General features: G+C 71.1%; 17 protein-coding genes. 5 read left to right on the forward strand and 12 right to left on the reverse strand.

Annotation, left to right across the window (positions count from 1 at the left end; genetic code table 11):
• Positions 1–23 precede the first annotated feature (23 nt).
• Positions 24–644, forward strand: coding sequence for a nitroreductase family protein (locus LOY02_RS05675; RefSeq protein WP_317181361.1), 621 nt, complete (start codon positions 24–26; stop codon positions 642–644).
• Here the strand turns inward: LOY02_RS05675 and LOY02_RS05680 are convergent.
• Positions 634–1,047, reverse strand: a complete 414-nt coding sequence (locus LOY02_RS05680; protein WP_317181362.1) for a CBS domain-containing protein — start codon at positions 1,045–1,047, stop codon at positions 634–636. The two genes, LOY02_RS05675 and LOY02_RS05680, sit on opposite strands and share 11 nt — an antisense overlap.
• A gap of 228 nt (positions 1,048–1,275) precedes the next feature.
• Between LOY02_RS05680 and LOY02_RS05685 the strand changes: the two genes are divergently transcribed.
• Both LOY02_RS05685 and LOY02_RS05690 read left to right on the forward strand, forming a co-directional pair.
• Positions 1,276–3,729 carry a DNA topoisomerase IV subunit A gene (locus tag LOY02_RS05685; protein WP_317181363.1) on the forward strand — a complete coding sequence of 818 codons (2,454 nt, stop codon included), beginning with the start codon at positions 1,276–1,278 and terminating at the stop codon, positions 3,727–3,729.
• Positions 3,726–4,760 (forward strand): sucrase ferredoxin, encoded by a 1,035-nt coding sequence (locus LOY02_RS05690; protein WP_317181364.1) that lies wholly within the window; start codon positions 3,726–3,728, stop codon positions 4,758–4,760. The genes LOY02_RS05685 and LOY02_RS05690 overlap by 4 nt, the downstream gene beginning before the upstream one ends.
• Positions 4,761–4,845: 85 nt before the next feature.
• Here LOY02_RS05690 and LOY02_RS05695 read toward each other — a convergent pair whose 3' ends face one another.
• The 7 genes from LOY02_RS05695 to LOY02_RS05725 form a co-directional block, all read right to left on the reverse strand.
• On the reverse strand, positions 4,846–5,532 hold the full coding sequence (locus tag LOY02_RS05695) for a hypothetical protein (RefSeq protein ID WP_317181365.1): 687 nt from the start codon (positions 5,530–5,532) through the stop codon (positions 4,846–4,848).
• Between the two features lie 164 nt (positions 5,533–5,696).
• A complete protein-coding gene (locus tag LOY02_RS05700; RefSeq protein WP_317181366.1) occupies positions 5,697–6,704 on the reverse strand; it encodes a VWA domain-containing protein in 1,008 nt (335 codons plus the stop codon).
• Positions 6,701–7,675 (reverse strand): VWA domain-containing protein, encoded by a 975-nt coding sequence (locus tag LOY02_RS05705; protein WP_317181367.1) that lies wholly within the window; start codon positions 7,673–7,675, stop codon positions 6,701–6,703. Before LOY02_RS05705 ends, LOY02_RS05700 begins: the two co-directional genes overlap by 4 nt.
• Positions 7,666–8,148 carry a hypothetical protein gene (locus tag LOY02_RS05710; RefSeq protein WP_317181368.1) on the reverse strand — a complete coding sequence of 161 codons (483 nt, stop codon included), beginning with the start codon at positions 8,146–8,148 and terminating at the stop codon, positions 7,666–7,668. Before LOY02_RS05710 ends, LOY02_RS05705 begins: the two co-directional genes overlap by 10 nt.
• The gene (locus LOY02_RS05715; protein WP_317181369.1) at positions 8,135–9,022 is read right to left on the reverse strand and encodes a DUF58 domain-containing protein; all 888 of its coding nucleotides are present in this window, start codon (positions 9,020–9,022) and stop codon (positions 8,135–8,137) included. The genes LOY02_RS05710 and LOY02_RS05715 overlap by 14 nt, the downstream gene beginning before the upstream one ends.
• 15 nt (positions 9,023–9,037) lie before the next feature.
• Positions 9,038–10,021: a MoxR family ATPase gene (locus LOY02_RS05720; protein ID WP_317181370.1), complete on the reverse strand. Its 984-nt coding sequence runs from the start codon at positions 10,019–10,021 to the stop codon at positions 9,038–9,040.
• A 369-nt stretch (positions 10,022–10,390) separates the two neighbouring features.
• Positions 10,391–12,526, reverse strand: coding sequence for a DNA topoisomerase IV subunit B (locus LOY02_RS05725; RefSeq protein WP_317181371.1), 2,136 nt, complete (start codon positions 12,524–12,526; stop codon positions 10,391–10,393).
• A gap of 333 nt (positions 12,527–12,859) precedes the next feature.
• Here LOY02_RS05725 and LOY02_RS05730 point away from each other — a divergent pair, with 333 nt between their 5' ends.
• Entirely contained in the window at positions 12,860–13,084 is a 225-nt protein-coding gene (locus LOY02_RS05730; protein ID WP_317181372.1) for a hypothetical protein, read from the forward strand.
• Between the two features lie 43 nt (positions 13,085–13,127).
• Positions 13,128–13,616 carry a DUF456 domain-containing protein gene (locus LOY02_RS05735; RefSeq protein WP_317181373.1) on the forward strand — a complete coding sequence of 163 codons (489 nt, stop codon included), beginning with the start codon at positions 13,128–13,130 and terminating at the stop codon, positions 13,614–13,616.
• A gap of 127 nt (positions 13,617–13,743) precedes the next feature.
• On the opposite strand, the gene LOY02_RS05740 is transcribed toward LOY02_RS05735, so the two are convergent.
• The 4 genes from LOY02_RS05740 to LOY02_RS05755 form a co-directional block, all read right to left on the reverse strand.
• On the reverse strand, positions 13,744–14,145 hold the full coding sequence (locus LOY02_RS05740) for a DUF3040 domain-containing protein (protein WP_317181374.1): 402 nt from the start codon (positions 14,143–14,145) through the stop codon (positions 13,744–13,746).
• 73 nt (positions 14,146–14,218) lie between these two features.
• The gene (gene dinB / locus LOY02_RS05745) at positions 14,219–15,493 is read right to left on the reverse strand and encodes a DNA polymerase IV (protein WP_317181375.1); all 1,275 of its coding nucleotides are present in this window, start codon (positions 15,491–15,493) and stop codon (positions 14,219–14,221) included.
• Positions 15,494–15,541: 48 nt separating this feature from the next.
• Positions 15,542–16,306, reverse strand: coding sequence for a class I SAM-dependent methyltransferase (locus LOY02_RS05750; RefSeq protein ID WP_317181376.1), 765 nt, complete (start codon positions 16,304–16,306; stop codon positions 15,542–15,544).
• Positions 16,307–16,348: 42 nt separating this feature from the next.
• Positions 16,349–17,516, reverse strand: a 1,168-nt coding sequence (locus LOY02_RS05755; RefSeq protein ID WP_410505919.1) for an OB-fold nucleic acid binding domain-containing protein, incomplete at its 5' end; no start/stop codon positions are given.

Raw genomic sequence — 17,516 nt, forward strand, 5'->3', positions numbered from 1 at the left:
ACGCGGATGCGAGGGTGTCGGACATGGAGTTCTCCGATGTCGTCCGCCGCCGCCGCATGGTCCGCCGCTACGACCCCGGGCGGCCGGTCCCCCTGGAGGTCGTGGAGCGCTGCCTGGCCAATGCCGTCCGGGCCCCGAGCGCCGGCTTCAGCCAGGGCTGGGACTTCCTCGTCCTCTCGGAGGGCGACGAGCGAGAGTCGTTCTGGAGTGCCACGACGGACACGGCGGCACCGCGCGACAGCTGGCTCAGCGGCATACGAGATGCTCCGGTGCTCATCCTGTGCCTGTCCGACAAGGACGCCTACCTCGACCGTTACGCGGAGCCGGACAAGGGCTGGACCGACCGCGACGAGGCCCGCTGGCCGGTGCCCTACTGGGACGTGGACACCGGAATGGCCTCCCTGCTCATCCTGCTCACGGCCGTGGACGAGGGGCTGGGCGGGCTCTTCTTCGGAGTGCCACCCGCCCACCACGATGCGGTGCGGACGGCGTTCGGCATCCCCGCTGGACGCGGCATCGTCGGGGTCGTGTCGATCGGTCACGCGCTGCCGGGGCCGAAGAGCCCCAGCCTGCGTCGCCCCCGCCGCAGCGGAAGGGACGTCGCGCACTGGGGCCGCTTCGGACGGCAGCGCCCTACTGGCTGATCCGCTGGACGACGTCCCCGGTCTGCTGCTCCGGCAGGTGCCGGGCGATGTCGGCCTGCGACACGATCCCGACGAGCTCCTCCCCGTCGACGACCGGCACGCGCCGGATCTGGTTCTCGCCGAGGACCGATGCCACCGTGTCGGCGTCGTCATCGACCATCACGGTGACGACGGAGCCAGTGCAGACGTCGGACACGGCCGTCGTGGCCGGGTTCTTGCCCTCGGCGAGGCCGCGGACGACGAGATCACGGTCCGTGACGACGCCGACGAGGCGACCGCTGGCGTCCCGGACCGGCATCGAGCCGACGTTTGCCTCCCGGAGCGCCTGGGCGGCGACGACGAGCGTGTCCTCGTCGTTGAGGTACTCGGCGGGGGTGGTCATGAGATCACGGGCAGTGGCCATGTCTCCTCCTTCTGGCTTGGCGGAGCGGCGTGGGCACCGCATTGGCGAAGCCGCCTCCTGTCGCCTACCCACCAGCCGGCCGCTCACCCAGCCGGGTCGTCCCACACCCAGCCCCACACCCGATCGCCACACCCGTTCCGGGTGCCCCGGCGTGGCAGGTGACGGCCCGGCGACGCCGTGGGCGAAGATGGGGTGTTCATCCACCGCAGCAAGGAGCCTGACCAGGCAATGGCCCGACGCACGACCACCACGCCTCCGCCCGAGGACTTCGAGGAGAAGATCGTCGGGATCGACGTCGAGGAGGAGATGCAGAACGCCTTCCTCGAGTACTCCTACTCCGTCATCTACTCCCGAGCGCTGCCGGACGCCCGTGACGGGCTGAAGCCGGTCCAACGGCGCATCCTCTACGGCGCGAACGAGCTCGGTCTGCGCCCCGACCGGGGGCATGTCAAGAGCCAGCGCATCGTCGGCGAGGTCATGGGCAAGTACCACCCCCACGGCGACCAGGCCATCTACGACGCACTGGTGCGCATGGCCCAGCCGTTCACGCTGCGGTTGCCGCTGATCGACGGGCACGGCAACTTCGGTTCGCTCGACGACGGGCCTGCCGCGGCGCGCTACACCGAGGCGCGGCTGGCCGACGCGGCGCTGCTCATGGTGTCCGGGCTGGACGAGGACACCGTCGACTTCGTGCCGAACTACGACGACACGCAGTACCAGCCCGAGGTGCTCCCGGCCGCCTACCCCAACCTGCTCGTCAACGGCGCCTCCGGCATCGCCGTCGGCATGGCGACGAACATGGCCCCGCACAACCTCGTCGAGGTCATCGGCGCCGCGCGGCACCTCATCGCCAACCCGTCCTGCTCCCTCGACGAGCTGATGAAGTTCGTGCCCGGGCCCGACCTGCCCGGCGGCGGTCGGATCATCGGGCTCGAGGGCATCCGGGACGCCTACCTCACCGGCCGCGGCAGCTTCCGCACCCGGGCCACCGCCCGGATCGAGAACGTCACCCCCCGGCGCAAGGGCATCGTCGTCACCGAGCTGCCCTACCTCGTCGGCCCGGAGAAGGTGATCGAGAAGATCCGCGACCTGGTCCAGAGCAAGAAGCTCCAGGGCATCAGCGACCTCAAGGACCTCTCCGACCGCGCCCACGGACTGCGCCTGATCATCGAGGTCAAGAACGGCTTCAACCCCGACGCCGTGCTCGAGCAGCTCTACCGGCTCACGCCGATGGAGGAGAACTTCGGCATCAACAACGTCGCCCTCGTCGAGGGCCAGCCCCGCACGATGGGCCTCAAGGAGCTCCTCCAGGTCTACGTCGACTTCCGCACGGACGTCGTGCGTCGCCGCTCGGCGTTCCGGCTGCGCAAGCGGGAGGAGCGCCTCCACCTCGTCGAGGGCCTGCTCATCGCCATCCTCGACATCGACGAGGTCATCCAGGTCATCCGCGGGTCCGACGACGCCGGCACCGCGAAGACCCGCCTCATGGACATCTTCGACCTGTCCGACCCGCAGGCCACCTACATCCTCGACCTCCAGCTGCGCCGCCTGACCAAGTTCTCCCGCATCGAGCTCGAGACCGAGAAGTCGGAGCTCGAGCGACAGATCGAGGAGCTCCGTGCGCTGCTCGACAACGAGAAGCTCCTGCTCAAGCTCGTCTCCACGGAGCTGGCCGACGTCGCCAAGAAGCACGGCACCCCCCGCCGCACCGTCCTGCTCGAGAGCTCCGGGGAGGCCCGGCCCTCGAGCGCCACGCCTCTGGAGATCGCCGACGACCCCTGCTGGGTGCTCCTCTCCACCACGGGACTCCTCGCCCGGACGGCGACCGCCGACCCGGTGACGTCCGAGGGAGCGCGGTCCCGGCACGACGCCGTCGTGGGTGCCGTCCGCACGACCGCACGCGGCGAGTTCGGCCTCGTCACGACGGCCGGGCGGCTGGTGCGACTCTCCGCGCTCGAGCTGCCCACCCTGCCCCCGACCAACGGAGCGCCGAGCCTGGGCGGCGGCGCACCGCTGGCAGCCTACGTCGACCTCGCGAAGGGCGAGGAACCGCTCACCATCGTGCCCATCGGGGCCGATGCGCCCGTCCTCGCGCTGGGCACCGCCTCCGGAGTCGTCAAGCGCGTCACCCCCGATGCGCCGAAGAGCAACGAGTGGGACGTCATCAGCCTCAAGGACGGTGACCGCGTCGTCGGTGCAGCCGTGGCCGACCGGGACGGCCTCGACCTCGTCTTCATCACCAGCGACGCGCAGCTGCTCCGATTCCCTGCCAAGTCCGTTCGACCGCAAGGGCGTTCGGCGGCGGGCATGGCAGGCATCAAGCTCGGGGCCGGGGCCAGGGCCGTCTTCTTCGCCGCCGTCGACCCGGGTCGAGAGGGAGTCGTCGTCACGTCGGCCGGCTCGTCGGGCGCGCTTCCGGGAACGGAGGGCGGATCGCTCAAGGTGACCCCGTATGCCGAGTACCCGTCCAAGGGGCGGGCCACCGGAGGCGTCCGGTGTCACCGCTTCCTCAAGGGTGAGGACACCCTCGTCGTCGCCTTCGCCGGCAACACGCCTGCTCGTGCGGCAGCCGCCAATGGCGTCGCGATCGAGCTTCCCCCGGCAGACGGACGCCGGGACGGCTCGGGTGCCCCCACCAACGCCGTCATCGCCGCCGTCGTGGCCCCACCCCCGGTCGGATGACCCGCCGCCGACGGCCGGCGGTCGATCCGCCCGCCGAGGGCCCCGACGTCGGCCAGCACCCCTACACCGCGGGTCACGGGAGACCGGCCGACAACGCCTGCTCCGTGCTCTGGGACCGCGATGCCACGAGCGCCTTCGGCACGTCGGCCCGCGCCGCGTTCCTCGTCGTCGTCGAGCAGCCCGGCCCCTGGGGCAGGGTCGCGGCCCGCGAGTCGCACCTCGGCGCCGAGCTCGGCGCCGAGCTCGACAGCCGCTGCGGGGATGCCGGTGGACGCTTCATGCTCATCCGCCGACCCGGCGGGCACCCGGACCACGAGGGACCTCGACGGGTCCTCGTCGCCCATGCCGGGATTCGGCCCGATGAGGCATGGCTCCTGTCGGCGGAGGTCGCCCGGCCGGGCGACCTGCTCGCGCTCGACTGGTCGGCGCTCGCGAGAGGTCATCGCGAGCTGGTTCGGGCATCCCTTCCCGGGGCCCGAGATGCCCCACCCCACCTGCTCATCTGCACCAACGGACGCCGCGACGTCTGCTGCGCCGTGCGCGGACGTCCCCTGGCGGCGGCGCTCGCCCAGGGCCACACCGAACGCGTCTGGGAGGTGTCACACACAGGGGGCCACCGCTTCGCCCCCACCGCCGTGCTGCTCCCCTGGGGCCAGGGCTTCGCCCGACTCGACGAGGCAACTGCCGGGTGGATCCTCAGCGCGAGCGACACCGGGCACGTGCCTCGGGAGCTGCTCGGCCGGCTTCACGACCGGGGCCGCTCACCGCTGTCGGCACCGGAGCAGGCTGCTGAGTCCGAGGTGCGCGAACTCATCGAGGAGACCCGGATCGGCGCCCTCTGGGCAGTGCCCGGCGTCGTCGACGAGCACGAGCCCGTCATCGCCGTCGCCCACGAGGACGGCCGCTCCTGGCGTGTCCGGGTGCGGCGCCATCGGGTGGGACGGCAGCGGCCCGAGTCCTGCGGCAAGGCCCCGGTCGACGTCGTCGAGTACGCCGCCGAGGTCGTCGCCGGGCCGGACGACCCGGTCTAGCGGAATCCGGCACGCTGGCGCCGGGCAGGTCACCAGCGCCCTGGCAGATGGGACGGACTGTCCACCGAGTGTCCGGCGAGCCGGGTCACCATGGTCTGGGATAGGTGCCCACGCCGCCCTCGGGCTCGACCCGGTCGTCGCTGCCGCGCCGCTGGTTGCGCTCGATGGTGCTCTGCCGCTGCTGCTCGCGGAGCGCGTCCTGCTGCTCCTGGCTCGGCGCCTTGTCCGGGTCCGGCGTCGGTGTCGGCTGCGGCGTCGGCTGGGGCTGCTCGGGCTGAGGTTGGCCCCCTTCGGGGGCTGGCTGCACCTCGTTCTTCTCCTCCATCCGTTGCTCCGCGTCGGCGAGCTGCTGCCCTGTCTCGCCCCCTTCCGGCGCGTCACACAAGGGGGGCCGCTCGCGGGTGATCGTCAGCCCCTTCTCGTAGAACTGACGCCACTCCTCCGTGCGCTCCTTCGCCCTGGCCTCGTCGCCGAGCGCCTCGTAGGTCAGGCCCAGGTTGACCCGCACCCTGCATTCCTCGACGCCGCCCTTGGGCACGAGCTCGAAGGCCTGCTCGAACCACGGCCGGGCCAGACCGAAGTGTCCGCTGAGGACGTGGGCGTCCCCGACCGCGAACGGGGCCCGGAAGCGCTCGACGACGTTGACCCACCCCTGACGCTCACCCCAGGTCAGGGTGCGGGCCTTGTCGCCCGCCTCGTAGCCCGCGAGCGTCTGGGTGTGGACCGCGTTGAGCGTGAGCAGGCGCAGCGCCACGAGGATCAGGAGCAGCACGACGGGCGCGGACCCGAGCAGGAGGCGCCTGCGTCGCTCCCGGCGGGCCGGCGTGCGACGTGGGGCTCGGCTGTCGGGCGCTGAAGAGGCCGCCGACGGCAGAGCCCCTGAGGGTCTGGTGCTCGGCATGTCTCGCGCAGCCGGGCTCGGCGGCGTGAGGGTGCTCATGACGTCCCCGGCCTGCGCCGGCGGGTCTGGGAGAGACCGGCGAGGCCCGCGCCGAGCTCCCACGCGGCGATTCCGGCCACGCCGAGCAGGAGCGGCCAGTAGAGCTCACGGCGCGCGCGGACCCGCTCCCTCTCCAGCTCCTCCGTGGAGCCATAGCGCGCGAGGTCGATGCCGTCGACGACCGGCAGGACCGACTCGCCGGCGACGCGGTGGTGATAGGGCAGGCCGAGCTGCCCGGCGAGCTGGCGCAGGCGGTCCTCGTCGATGACAGAGACCGCGTCCGCACCCGTCGTCGGGTCCTGGAGATAGGACGCGGACTCGTCATAGCGCGCCCGGGTCGACTTCATCCGACCACCCTCGCTCGTGCCGTAACCGAGGACCGCGCCGCCGTGGATGAGCTCCGAGGGGATCGTGAACGGAGGCGGTTCCCCCTCCGCCGTCTGCTCACCGTCACCGAGGTAGAAGACGATCCGGCCGCGCTCCGGATGGCGCTCCGCGGCCTGCTGGAGCAGCGTGCCGAGACGCTCATCGGCCACCGTCACGGACGAGCCCCGGGAGTACTCGGCCGGCTCCGGCAGCAATGTCGCGAGGGCGGCATCGAGGGCTGTCGTGTCGGTGGTGAGGGGAAGGCGGACCCGGGCCACCTGGTCGAAGGTCACGATGGAGTACCGCGCGCCCGACAGGGCCAGGGCCAGGTCGGCGACGTCGCCGCGGACGCCCGCCACCCTGGGGTTCTCGCCACCCCAGTCCTCCGCGATGATGCTGCTCGTCGTGTCGACGACGAAGTAGACGTTGAGGTTCGTCGCCGTCGCCTCCACCTCGTCGCCGGGAACACCGGGGCGCAGGGCGGCGACGCCGAGCAGGACGACGGCCGCGGTGAGGCGCCAGTGGCCCCCCGCGGACTCGCCCGAGCCGCTCGGTCTCGGGTGCCACCAGATGGCGACGACGGCACTGACGCCGAGGACGGCGAGGACCCATGCCGGCGCGATGGGAAGAAGGGTCACCGGCCCCACCTCCGGCTGGCGACGACGACCCCGCCCAGACCCAGGCCTGCGAGGGCGATGGGGACCCCGGGATTGTCCGTGAGGAGTCTGCGGGCGGCGGCGTCGATGACGGTCGCTTCCTGCGCCTCCACCGCCGCGACGATGCGGTCGGCGGCCGCCCGGTCGTCCATCGCGTAGTACTCCCCCGCCGTCGACCTGACCAGCTCACGCATGGCGACGGCCTGCTCGTCCGCTCCGGCCTCCTCGGGATTGATCCCGTAGACCCGTACGGCACGCAGCTTGGCCAGCTCGATGGCCTCGTCGAGCTCGAGGAGGGGCCGCCCGGCGAGATGGTTGTCCGTCGCGAAGACCACCGAACGCGCTCGCCTCGTATCGACCCTGTCAAAGCTCGACACGCACGTCGCGAGGCCGTCACCGATGAGGGACGTGCCGAGACCGTTGAACGTGCCGGCGAAGAAGTACTCGAACTCCCGATCGCCTGTCAGGGCTCGCAGGGCGATGTCCAGCTCGCCCTGGATGAAGTCGTAGTCGTCGGTGAGGGGGAACACCGTCGCGGCTGAGGCGTTGAAGATGACCAGCCCGATCCGCTCCCCTTCGAACTGGGTGACGAGCTCCATGAACGTGCGGACGAGCTCGGCGTCGTAAGCCGCCATCGACCCCGATATGTCGAGGCACAGCATGATGTCGCGGTTGCGGGTCTCCGGGCGCTCGACCGTGACGTCGACCGGCCGCGCGGCCCCCGTGAGGGCGGCACCGGCGAGCAGGGCGGCACTGGCGGTGAGCACGAGCATGCGCAGGCGATGGCGGAGCACGGCTCGCCGATACTCCGGCAGACGGGTCAGGACCACCGAGTTGGCGACGGCCGCAGCCGATCGGCGTGAACGCTGCGACACGAGTCGGTAGGCCACGAAGGCGCCGACAAGGGCGATCAGGACGCCGACGCCCACGACGGTCGGGTACCTCAGCTCCACCTGGCCACCACCTCCTTGGCCACGCGTGCCGCCCCTCCGATGGTCCGCGTCTCCCTCGGGGCGAACTCACCCGGGTAGAGGACGCCAACCACCCTGGAGACCGGGGTGAGCCGCTCGCCCGAGCTGGTGAGGTCGGTCAGGGTCATGGTGGGGGCGTGGATCCCCGACACCTCCTGGACGAAGTGGCGCACGAGGACGCTCACCTGCTGGTGGGCGCGTCGCTGGGTGATGGCACCCTCGTCGGCCTGGGCGACGACGAGGTCGATCTGCCGGGCGTAGTCGGCCCGGAGCCGGGTGAGCCGGTCGGGAGCGATTCGCGGCGGGACGACGACCCGTCGCGAGCGGGTGGTCCACCAGACCCACGCATACCAGGCAGCGACCGCCGCGAGGATCGCGACCGCGAGCCAGAGCCACCGGTCCGAGTAGGGATCGGGCGCGTAGAAGCCGGGAGGCGGGGAGTCAGCGGCTTGCACGGCGCTGCCTCTCCAGGAGGGTGAAGACGGCCAGGAGCACGTCGTCGGAGGAGCCGACCCGGATGTGGTTGATCCCGGCGCCGTCGAGGACGGCGTTCGTCGCACGAGTCCGCTCGGCGACTGCCTGGGCGTAGGCCGCCTTCACAGCCGCGTTCGTCCGGACGAACGTCGGGATCGTGTAGTGGTCCGCCACGTCGACCGCCGTCCGGTCGGGGTCGACCGAGGTCGGATCCGCATCCTCGACGGTGAGCCAGAGGATCTCGTGCTGGACATGGAGCCGGCGCAGGAGGTCGGAGAGGGCGGTGTCGAGCTCCACGTCGTCGGCGACGACGAGCAGGAGCAGGCGACGGCGGACGTTGCGCACGATCCACTGGAGCTGGGCCGCGAGGTTGCTCGCCTCGCCGTCCAGGGTCGTCGCCGCGTCGATGGCCCGTAGGAGACGCTCGAGATGAGCCTCGCTCCCCCGCAGCTCATGCGCGACCGTCGAGGTCGCGTCGCCCCGGACGAGACCGACGAGGTCGCCGTGCCGCTGGGCGAGGTAGCCGACGAGACCGGCCGCAGTGATCGCGACCGACTTCTTCGGCTCGCCCCCACGGGCGGCTGCCGCCATCCCGCGCCCGGTGTCGATGACGAGCATGACGTTCTGCTTGCGAGTCGCCACGTAGCGACGGACCAGGGGCGACGTGTGCCGGGCCGTCGCCTTCCAGTCGATGTCCCGGACCTCGTCGCCCGGCACGTAGTCGCGCAGGTCGTCGTAGTCGAGGCTGCGCCCGTGGAACACCGAGGCGAACTCGCCCTCGAGCACGTTGCGCGAGCGTCGGCGTGAGTGAACGAAGAGCTTGCTCTTCACCCGGGTCAGCAGCCTCGTCGTCATGAGTGCCTCGCCCCATCAGGGGGTGCGGATCCCGCCCACCATGGCGTCGATGACGCGCTCGACGGGCAGGTCGTCCGCGGCCGCCTCGAAGCCGAGGATGACCCGGTGCCGCAGGACCCGGTGGACCAGGGCCTTGACGTCGTCGGGGACGACGTGGTTGCGCCCGTCGATGAGCGCTCGGGCCCTGGAAGCGCTCGTGAACGCGATGCTCGCCCGCGGACTGGCGCCGAACTGGACGTAGGACGCCAGGTCGGGGCTGATGTAGTCAGCGGGATGCCGGGTGACGTAGCCGATGCCGACGATGTAGTTGACGATCGCCGGGTCGACATAGACCCTCCCGACGAGGGCCTGGAGGCGCTTGACGTCGGCAATGCTCACGACCGGGTCCGACGCATGCGTGAAGATGCCGGAGTCGATGCGACGCAGCACCTCCGCCTCCTCGGCCGGGGAGGGGTAGTCGAGGACGTCCTTGAGCATGAACCGGTCCATCTGCGCCTCGGGCAGTGGATAGGTGCCCTCCTGCTCGATGGGGTTCTGCGTGGCGAGCACGAGAAACGGGTCGGGCAGCGGGTAGCTCCGGTCGCCGATCGACGTCTGCCGTTCCTGCATCGCCTCGAGCATCGCCGACTGCGTCTTTGCGCTGCTTCGGTTGATCTCGTCGAGGAGCACGAAGTTGGCATGGACCGGCCCGAGCTGCGTCTGGAAGGCGCCCGTCTGCTGGTTGTACACCTGCGTGCCGACGATGTCGCTCGGCAGGAGGTCAGGCGTGCACTGGATGCGGTGGAAGGTCCCGCCGACCGCCTGCGCGATCGTCTGGGCCGCCGTCGTCTTGGCCAACCCCGGCACGCTCTCCAGGAGCACGTGGCCACCGGTGAGCAGGGCGATGAGCAGCGTCTCCTGGAGCCGCCCCTGTCCGACGACCCGCGACGCGAAGGTCGAGGCGATCTCGCCGATGGTCCTGCGAGCCCAGTCGAGCTCGCCCGGGTCGAGGTAGCGCATCGGTGCCGGCGCAGCTGAGGTCCCGAAGCCGTCTCGATGGGTCCCACCCGCCGCGCCGCCGGCCCCGCGATGGGGCGGGGCGACGTCACGCGGGGACAGGCCGAACGCGCCGGCCGCACCACCCGCGCGGTGAGCCTCGTCAGTTCTCCTGTGGTCCTCCACCATCGATCCCCTTCTCGATGCGTGCCGAGTCGTGCTCAGTGCCAGTCCAGCCTCGGCGCCTTGTCCTTACCCGACGCCGTGCGGCGTGTCTCCGTTCACTCCGGCTACGGTCCGGCCCGCGCATCGGCAAGGTCATCGTAAGCACGACCGCCGTCCGACAGCCCGCCATCCGCCATCCTGTGGACAGCTCCGCCACCGAGCGACTGGTCAGGCGTCGATGCGCTCGCGGTCGACGTCGGCGGCGGAGACGATGATGAAGTCCTTCCGGGGGGCGACGTCGTTGCCCATGAGCAGCTCGAAGGTCCGCTCGGCGGCTTCGAGGTCGCGCATCGTCACCCTGCGGAGGGTGCGGTGGCGGGGGTCCATCGTCGTGTCCGCGAGCTGGTCGGCGTTCATCTCTCCGAGGCCCTTGTAGCGTTGCATCGGCTGCTTGATCCTCTTGCCACCCTTCTCCAGCCGGGCCACGGTGCGCCGCATCTCCGGCTCGTTGTAGGTGTAGATGAACTCGTTCTTCTTGCCGCCGGCGTTGATCACCTCGATCCGGTGCAGGGGCGGCATCGCGGCGTAGACCCGCCCCGCCTCGACGAGCGGTCGCATGTAGCGGAAGAAGAGGGTGAGCAGCAGCGTGCGGATGTGGGCGCCGTCGACGTCGGCGTCGGTCATGATGATGACCTTGCCGTAGCGCGCCGAGGCCAGGTCGAAGCTGCGCCCCGAGCCGGCCCCGATCACCTGGATGATCGAGGCGCACTCGGCGTTCTTGAGCATGTCCGAGACGGAAGCCTTCTGGACGTTGAGGATCTTGCCCCGGATCGGCAGGAGCGCCTGGAACTCGGAGTTGCGCGCCTCCTTGGCCGTTCCCATCGCCGAGTCGCCCTCGACGATGAACAGCTCGGACCGGTCGACGTCGGTCGTGCGGCAGTCGCGCAGCTTGGTCGGCAGGGTGGAGCTCTCGAGCGCGTTCTTGCGCCGCTGCGTCTCCTTGTGCAGCCGGGCGCTGATCCGCGACTTCATCTCGGAGACGACCTTCTCCAGCAGCAGCGCCGCCTGGGCCTTGTCGCCGCGCTTGGTGGAGGTCAGTCGAGCGGTCAGCTCCTTCTCGACGACCTTGGCGACGATCGCGCGCACGGCGTTGGTCCCCAGGACCTCCTTGGTCTGGCCCTCGAACTGCGGCTCGGCGAGCCGCACCGTGACCACCGCGGTCATGCCGGCGAGGACGTCGTCCTTCTCCGGCTTGTCGTTGCCGACCTTGAGGCGGCGGGCGTTGACCTCGAGCTGGCGGCGGAAGACCTTGAGCAGGGCCTGCTCGAAGCCGGTGACGTGAGTGCCGCCCTTCGGGGTCGTGATGATGTTGACGAAGGACTGCATCCGTGCGTCGTAGCCCTGCCCCCAGCGGAGCGCGACGTCGACGACGCACTCGCGCTCGAGCTCGGTCGGGGTCATGTGGCCCTCGGTGTCGAGGATCGGCACGGTCTCCTTGAAGGTGCCCGAGCCCTGCAGGCGCCACACGTCGGTGACCGCGGTGTCCGGCGCGAGGAACTCGACGAACTCGGTGATGCCGCCGTCGTGGTGGAACTCCTCCTCCACGGGCCCGTCGGCCGCGGGCGTGCCCGGCAGCCCGCGGTGGTCCCGGATGACGAGCCGGAGGCCGGGAACGAGGAACGAGGTCTGTCGGGCCCGGGCGACGAGGGCGTCGTAGTCGAGCTCGGCGTCCTTGAGGAAGATCTGCCGGTCCGGCCAGAACCGCACCCGTGAGCCGGTCACTCCGCGCTTGGCCTTGCCGACGACCGGCAGCGCGCTCTTGCGCTGGAAGGGGGTGAACGGCGCCTCCGGCGAGTGCGGCGCCCCCTTGGCGTCCGTGAACGTGCCGGGCTCCCCCCTCCGGAAGCTCATGCCGTAGGTCTTGCCGGCGCGATCGACCTCGACGTCGAGCCGGGACGATAGCGCGTTGACGACCGAGGCGCCCACCCCGTGGAGGCCACCGGTGGCGGCATACGACACGCCACCGAACTTGCCGCCGGCATGCAGCTTGGTGAAGACGACCTCGACCCCGGACAGGCCCGTCCGCGGCTCGATGTCGACGGGGATGCCGCGGCCGTTGTCGCGGACCTCGATGGAGCCGTCCTCGCCGAGGATGACCTCGATGTGGTCACAGACCCCGGCGAGCGCCTCGTCGACGGCGTTGTCGATGATCTCCCAGAGGCAGTGCATGAGGCCCCGCTGGTCGGTGGACCCGATGTACATGCCGGGCCGCTTGCGCACGGCCTCGAGACCCTCGAGAACCTGCAGGTGGCGTGCGGTGTAGTCACCGTTGCCGTGGGGAGCGGGGCGGGAGGCGGAGGCCAAGGTGGTCGATCACTCTCTTCGTCGTGGCGGCGAGCCGCTCGTCGGCCCGGCACGGGAAGCCTAACGAGCCGCGCCGACGATCGTCAGGAGGCTCGCGGTGGGCGCCGCACCTGGTCCGGGCGACGTAACGATCCGGGCATGACGCAGGTCTCGAAAGCCCCGCCTCACGGTCGGGAAGGAATCCACGTGCTTCACTGTTGGAACGTGCAGGACGCACGGCTAGAGGGTGAAGGAGCCCCGGGCGGGGCAACACAACTCGTTGGTCGAGCGTCTTGGTATATGAGAGGGTTCAGTCTCGGCTGGACCCCCGAGGGTGGAGAGAAGGCGAGCACGATGACCACAGCACTGGCACCCGAACTGACCGCATCCGACCGTTGCGACCGCTGCGGCGCCCAGGCCTACATTCGCGCCCGTCTCATCACCGGCGGGGAGCTCCTCTTCTGCGCCCACCACGGCCGTCAGCACCTCCCCGCGCTCATGGACCGGGCCGTCGACATCCGCGACGAGACGGATCGCCTCAACGAGTCCTCCACCTCTGCCTCGGTGGAGGGGCTCTGACAGGACCTCACCGGGCTGATGCCGCGAGCGTGATCATCCCGACGTGATCACCGCCACCAATGTCCTGGTCCTGCTCGCGATGCTCGTGGGCACTGTCGGCATCGTCGTACCCGTCCTCCCAGGCCTCCTGCTGGTGTGGGGTGCGACCCTCGTCTGGGCCTTCGAGACCCAGTCCGGTGCAGGGTGGGCCGTCTTCTGGACCGCATCGGCGATCTATGCCGTGGGGCTCGTGGCTCAGTACCTCATCCCCGGCCGCCGCATGCGGGCCACGGGGGTGGACTCGAAGATCATCGGTCTGGCCCTCGTTGCCGCCGTCGTGGGCCTCTTCGTCATCCCGGTGCTCGGCGCACCCATCGCGTTCGTGGGGACCGTCTACCTGCTCGAGCGGCTCAAGCACCGGGACCGTGCGCGCGCCTGGGTGGCCACGCGCCACGCGGTGCGTGCGGTGATCCTCAACATGGGGATCGAGCTGCTCACGGCGCTCGCGATCATCGCGACGTGGGCGGTGGGGGTCTTCCTGACCCGGCCGTAGGCTTTTGTCGGTCGAGCGAGCGGGTCGATGGTGCCAGTGACACGGCCGTATGCCGCTGGGCTGGGTTCTCGGCAGGACGCGCGGCGCAGGGACGTCCCCCAACTGCACCGTCCTCAGCTCGGGCTGGTCACCACTGGTCGTGACGTCGCTTGTCCCAGCGCTCCTCGAGTCGGTCCATGAAACTGCCCTGCTTGGCGCTCGAGGGGCCGCTCCTGCCCCCCTTGTGCGGGGTGACGGCGCCGTCCTCGGCTACGGAGCCCAGGGCCTGCTTGGCGGGCGTGATGGCCCACACGATGCCGGCGACCATCGCGGCGAAGCCGACGGCTCCGAGCCAGATGCTCGAGCTCATCGCCGCGAAGATGATCAGGGCCAGGCCGATGATCCCTGCGGCAACACCAACGACGATTCGTCCCCGACCGAGCGCGCGTGACTTCGTCTTCTCGATCCGCGATGCGAATCGCGGGTCCTCGGCGTAGAGGGCCTCCTCCATCTGCTGGAGCAGTGCCTCCTCGTGTTCCGAGAGTGCCACCTGGCACCTCCCTGTCATGCGGTGTTGTCGACTCGACCCGGCTACGACCGAGGGTCGTAGTGGGTTCTCTCCATCAGGATAAGTCTCGCGACGCGTCCTGTGAACCCGAACGTTCGGGGGTGGCGGGCGGTTCCGGCATGAGGCTGGCTGGTCTCACGGCACCGGCGCCGAAACGGGCACTGGCGCGGTCCACCGCCCGGTCGGCCTCCCGCCAGCCGTGCTCAGGCTCGTCGAGGGCGGACTGGATCGGTGCTGCGGTGGCCGGGACGAGGCCCTCGAGCCGGACACCGACCAGCCGGATCCGGGCCCGTTGGAGCCCGAGCCGGTCGAACAGCTCCTTGGCCGTGGCGAAGATCTCACGCGACACATCCGTGTGGTGGCGGAGGGTCTTGGCGCGCGTGATGGTCGTGAAGTCGGAGAAGCGCACCTTGATCGAGATGGTCCGCCCGGCCATTCCTGCCGACCGGGCACGCGCGGCGGTGCGGTCGGCGAGGCGGAGCAGCTCTCGGTGGATGCGGACCGGGTCGTCGACGTCGTGGGCGAACGTCTCGTCCGCCCCGATCGACTTCTCGCGACGCTCGGGGACCACCGCCCGGGGGTCCCGACCCCAGGCCAGGTCGTGCAGGTTGCGCCCGGCGACCTCGCCCAGCGCGCGTTGCAGGGTCTCGAGGGGAGTGTGGGCGAGGTCTGCGACGGTGCGCAGGCCGAGGCGGTGGAGGTGCTCCTCCGTCTTGTCCCCGACCCCCCAGATGGCGCCGACGGGCAGCTGGTGGAGGAACGAGACCGTCTCGTCGCGCGGGACCACGATGAGGCCATCGGGCTTGGCGAGCGCCGAAGCGAGCTTGGCCACGAACTTCGTCGAGGCGACGCCGACCGAGCAGGTGATGCCCTGCTCGTCGGCGATGGTGTCGCGCAGCTGCTCGGCGATCCGGGTCGGTGGCCCCAGTCGACGCACGGCACCCGACACGTCGAGGAAGGCCTCGTCGAGGGACAGCGGCTCGACGTGCTCGGTGATCGCCGCGAAGGTGGCCATCACCGCATCCGAGATCGCCGCATAACGCCGGTGGTCCGGTGCGATGACGACAGCCTGCGGACACAACCGGCGGGCCCGGGCCATCGGCATCGCCGACGTGACGCCGAAGGCCCGGGCCTCGTAGGTCGCGGAGAGCACGACCGACCGTCCGCCCGCGCCGCCGATGATGACCGGTCTGCCTCTCAGGTCGGGACGGGAGAGCAGGGACGCAGAGGCGTAGAAGGCGTCCATGTCGACGTGCAGGATGGTGCAGCCGGTGTCGTCGGGCGGCCCCTCCTCGGTGCGGCTCGGCGCGGTGAACTGGCGCCTACTCATCGGAGGACCGCCTCGGGAGCGGTCCCCGGAGCTGTCCCGGGAGCAGGGTCAGTCCCGGCGGGCAATGAGGTGCAGCCCATTTCCGAGGGTCCGCAGGAAGTCGCGTCCCGGACCGGCCACGAGGAGCTCGTCGAGCTCGGCCAGTGCGGCGCGGTCCGCGTCGGAGTCGACGAGGGACGCGGGGACGAGGTGTCCGAGGATGTTGGCCCCCCGGACCTGGACCACGGTGAGACCGGCGCCGGAGAGGAGGTCCTCGAGCCGGTCGAGGTCGAAGCGCCTCGGGAGCGGGTCACTGCGGCCCCACCGCCCGTCTGGGTCGACGAGGGCGGCCCTGGCCTGCGCGAACTCACCGGCGATGGCCTTGGCGAAGACCACCGCCAGACGCCCCGCCACGTGCAGCGACAGGGTGCCTCCGGGACGCAGCGCGTCGGAGATGGCGCGAAGGGTCTCCGCGGGGTCGTCGACGAACTCGAGGGCACCGTGGCAGCAGACGAGGTCGAACCGGCCGCCCGACAGGACGCTGTCGAGCGAGTCGCCGTCCCCTTGGACCGAGGTGAGGTTGTCGTGGATGCCTGCCTCGCGAGCCCTCCTGGACAGGGCCGCGAGTGCGTCGGGGCTGGGGTCGACGACAGTGACGCGGTGCCCGTCCTCGGCGAGGGGGACAGCGACGCCTCCGGTGCCGCCACCGAGGTCGAGCACGTCGAGCTGGCGACCGATGATGCGGGCCGCCTCGTCGGCGTGGGCGCGGACGGAGGAGACGACGGCGGACGGGCGCGCACCGACGCGGTGCTGCGGATGCTGCTCGTCTGGCACGACGTCCTCCGGATCTGGCGGTAGGTGGCTGGCAGATTCACCCTAGTGCCCTGCGCTTCCCGGACTCGCGTGCCACAGCTTGCGTGGCGGGCCGTGGGGGACGTCCGCGGGCACGAGCGCTGCGGCGCTCCGGGAGTCCCGGACGTCACCCCCCGCGGGACGGATGTCGGCGTAGGGCGACTGCTTGAAGCCGGAGGCGTGGACGAGCACGCGGCGCCCATCGGGGGTCTCACCGACTCCGAGCGGCCGAGCGGAGGCGTCGGCGGGCTGCCCCTCACCTCCGGGCATGGCCACCGCCCGCTCCCAGGCGAGCCGGTCGGCAGCCTCGATGGCATCGCGCACGGCGGGGATCCCTCCGGCGGTCCAGGCGTCCTGGAGTGCGCTCAGCTCCCAGGCGCCCGTGGCGCGGATCGACAGGCCGCGGCGGCCGGTGCGGCGCACGATGCCGCGGCAGAGGAGCAGCCATGAGTGGAAGACCGCCGAGGCATAGGGCCCTTGCACGTCCTCGAAGAAGGTGAGGTCGACCGGTCCGGTCGCGTCGTCGAGGGTGAGGAAGACGACACGGTGGCCGGAGCGGATCGGCGGGGTCTGGGTCGCGACCTTGACCCCCGCCACCCAGACCTCACGACCATTGCGCCCGGCCAGCAGCCCTTCGGCCCGGGTCACCCCCAGCGCATCGAGCATGGGTCCGTAGAAGTCGACGACGTGTCCGCTGGCATCGAGGCCGAGCACCTCGAGCTCGGCACGCACGCGCTCCGGACCCGTCATCTCCGGCAGGCCGCTCGTCGCGGTGAGCCGGGGCGTGTCCCCGAGGTCGAGCGCGAGCTGCACCGGGACCCGGGAGGGCACCGGAGCCGGCCCCTGGGACTGCGCCGCAGCGAGGGCCCGGATGTCGCCCGACTCCGACACCGAGGTGATCCGGCCCCGGTGCGATGCCGTGCGGGTGCCTCGTCCGGTGGGGCTGCGGCGAGCCGTGGCCGAGGCCCTCGTCGCCCGGCGCTGGGACGCGGACCAGCGGTCGAGCTCGGCGACGTGCAGGAGCAGGTCGCGCCGGGTCACCCGACCGCGTCGTCCCAAGCCGCTGCGGGACCCGGTCACCACTCGACGCCGGCCCGGCCCTCCTGTCCCGGGCTGGCCCGTGATCCCTCCTGTCCCGGGCTGGCCCGAGACCCCTCCAGTCATGCTCTCGTCCCTGCCGATCCCACCCGTG

Source organism: Intrasporangium sp. (assembly GCF_032907665.1).
In the GTDB taxonomy this organism is placed as follows: domain Bacteria; phylum Actinomycetota; class Actinomycetes; order Actinomycetales; family Dermatophilaceae; genus Intrasporangium.

Coding starts and splice junctions, on each gene's coding strand:
- dinB (WP_317181375.1), bottom strand. CDS start 15,493: ATGAGTAGGCGCCAGTTCACCGCGCCGAGCCGCACCGAGGAGGGGCCG.
- LOY02_RS05715 (WP_317181369.1), bottom strand. CDS start 9,022: ATGACGACGAGGCTGCTGACCCGGGTGAAGAGCAAGCTCTTCGTTCAC.
- LOY02_RS05680 (WP_317181362.1), bottom strand. CDS start 1,047: ATGGCCACTGCCCGTGATCTCATGACCACCCCCGCCGAGTACCTCAAC.
- LOY02_RS05675 (WP_317181361.1), top strand. CDS start 24: ATGGAGTTCTCCGATGTCGTCCGCCGCCGCCGCATGGTCCGCCGCTAC.
- LOY02_RS05730 (WP_317181372.1), top strand. CDS start 12,860: ATGACCACAGCACTGGCACCCGAACTGACCGCATCCGACCGTTGCGAC.
- LOY02_RS05690 (WP_317181364.1), top strand. CDS start 3,726: ATGACCCGCCGCCGACGGCCGGCGGTCGATCCGCCCGCCGAGGGCCCC.
- LOY02_RS05685 (WP_317181363.1), top strand. CDS start 1,276: ATGGCCCGACGCACGACCACCACGCCTCCGCCCGAGGACTTCGAGGAG.
- LOY02_RS05720 (WP_317181370.1), bottom strand. CDS start 10,021: ATGCGCTACCTCGACCCGGGCGAGCTCGACTGGGCTCGCAGGACCATC.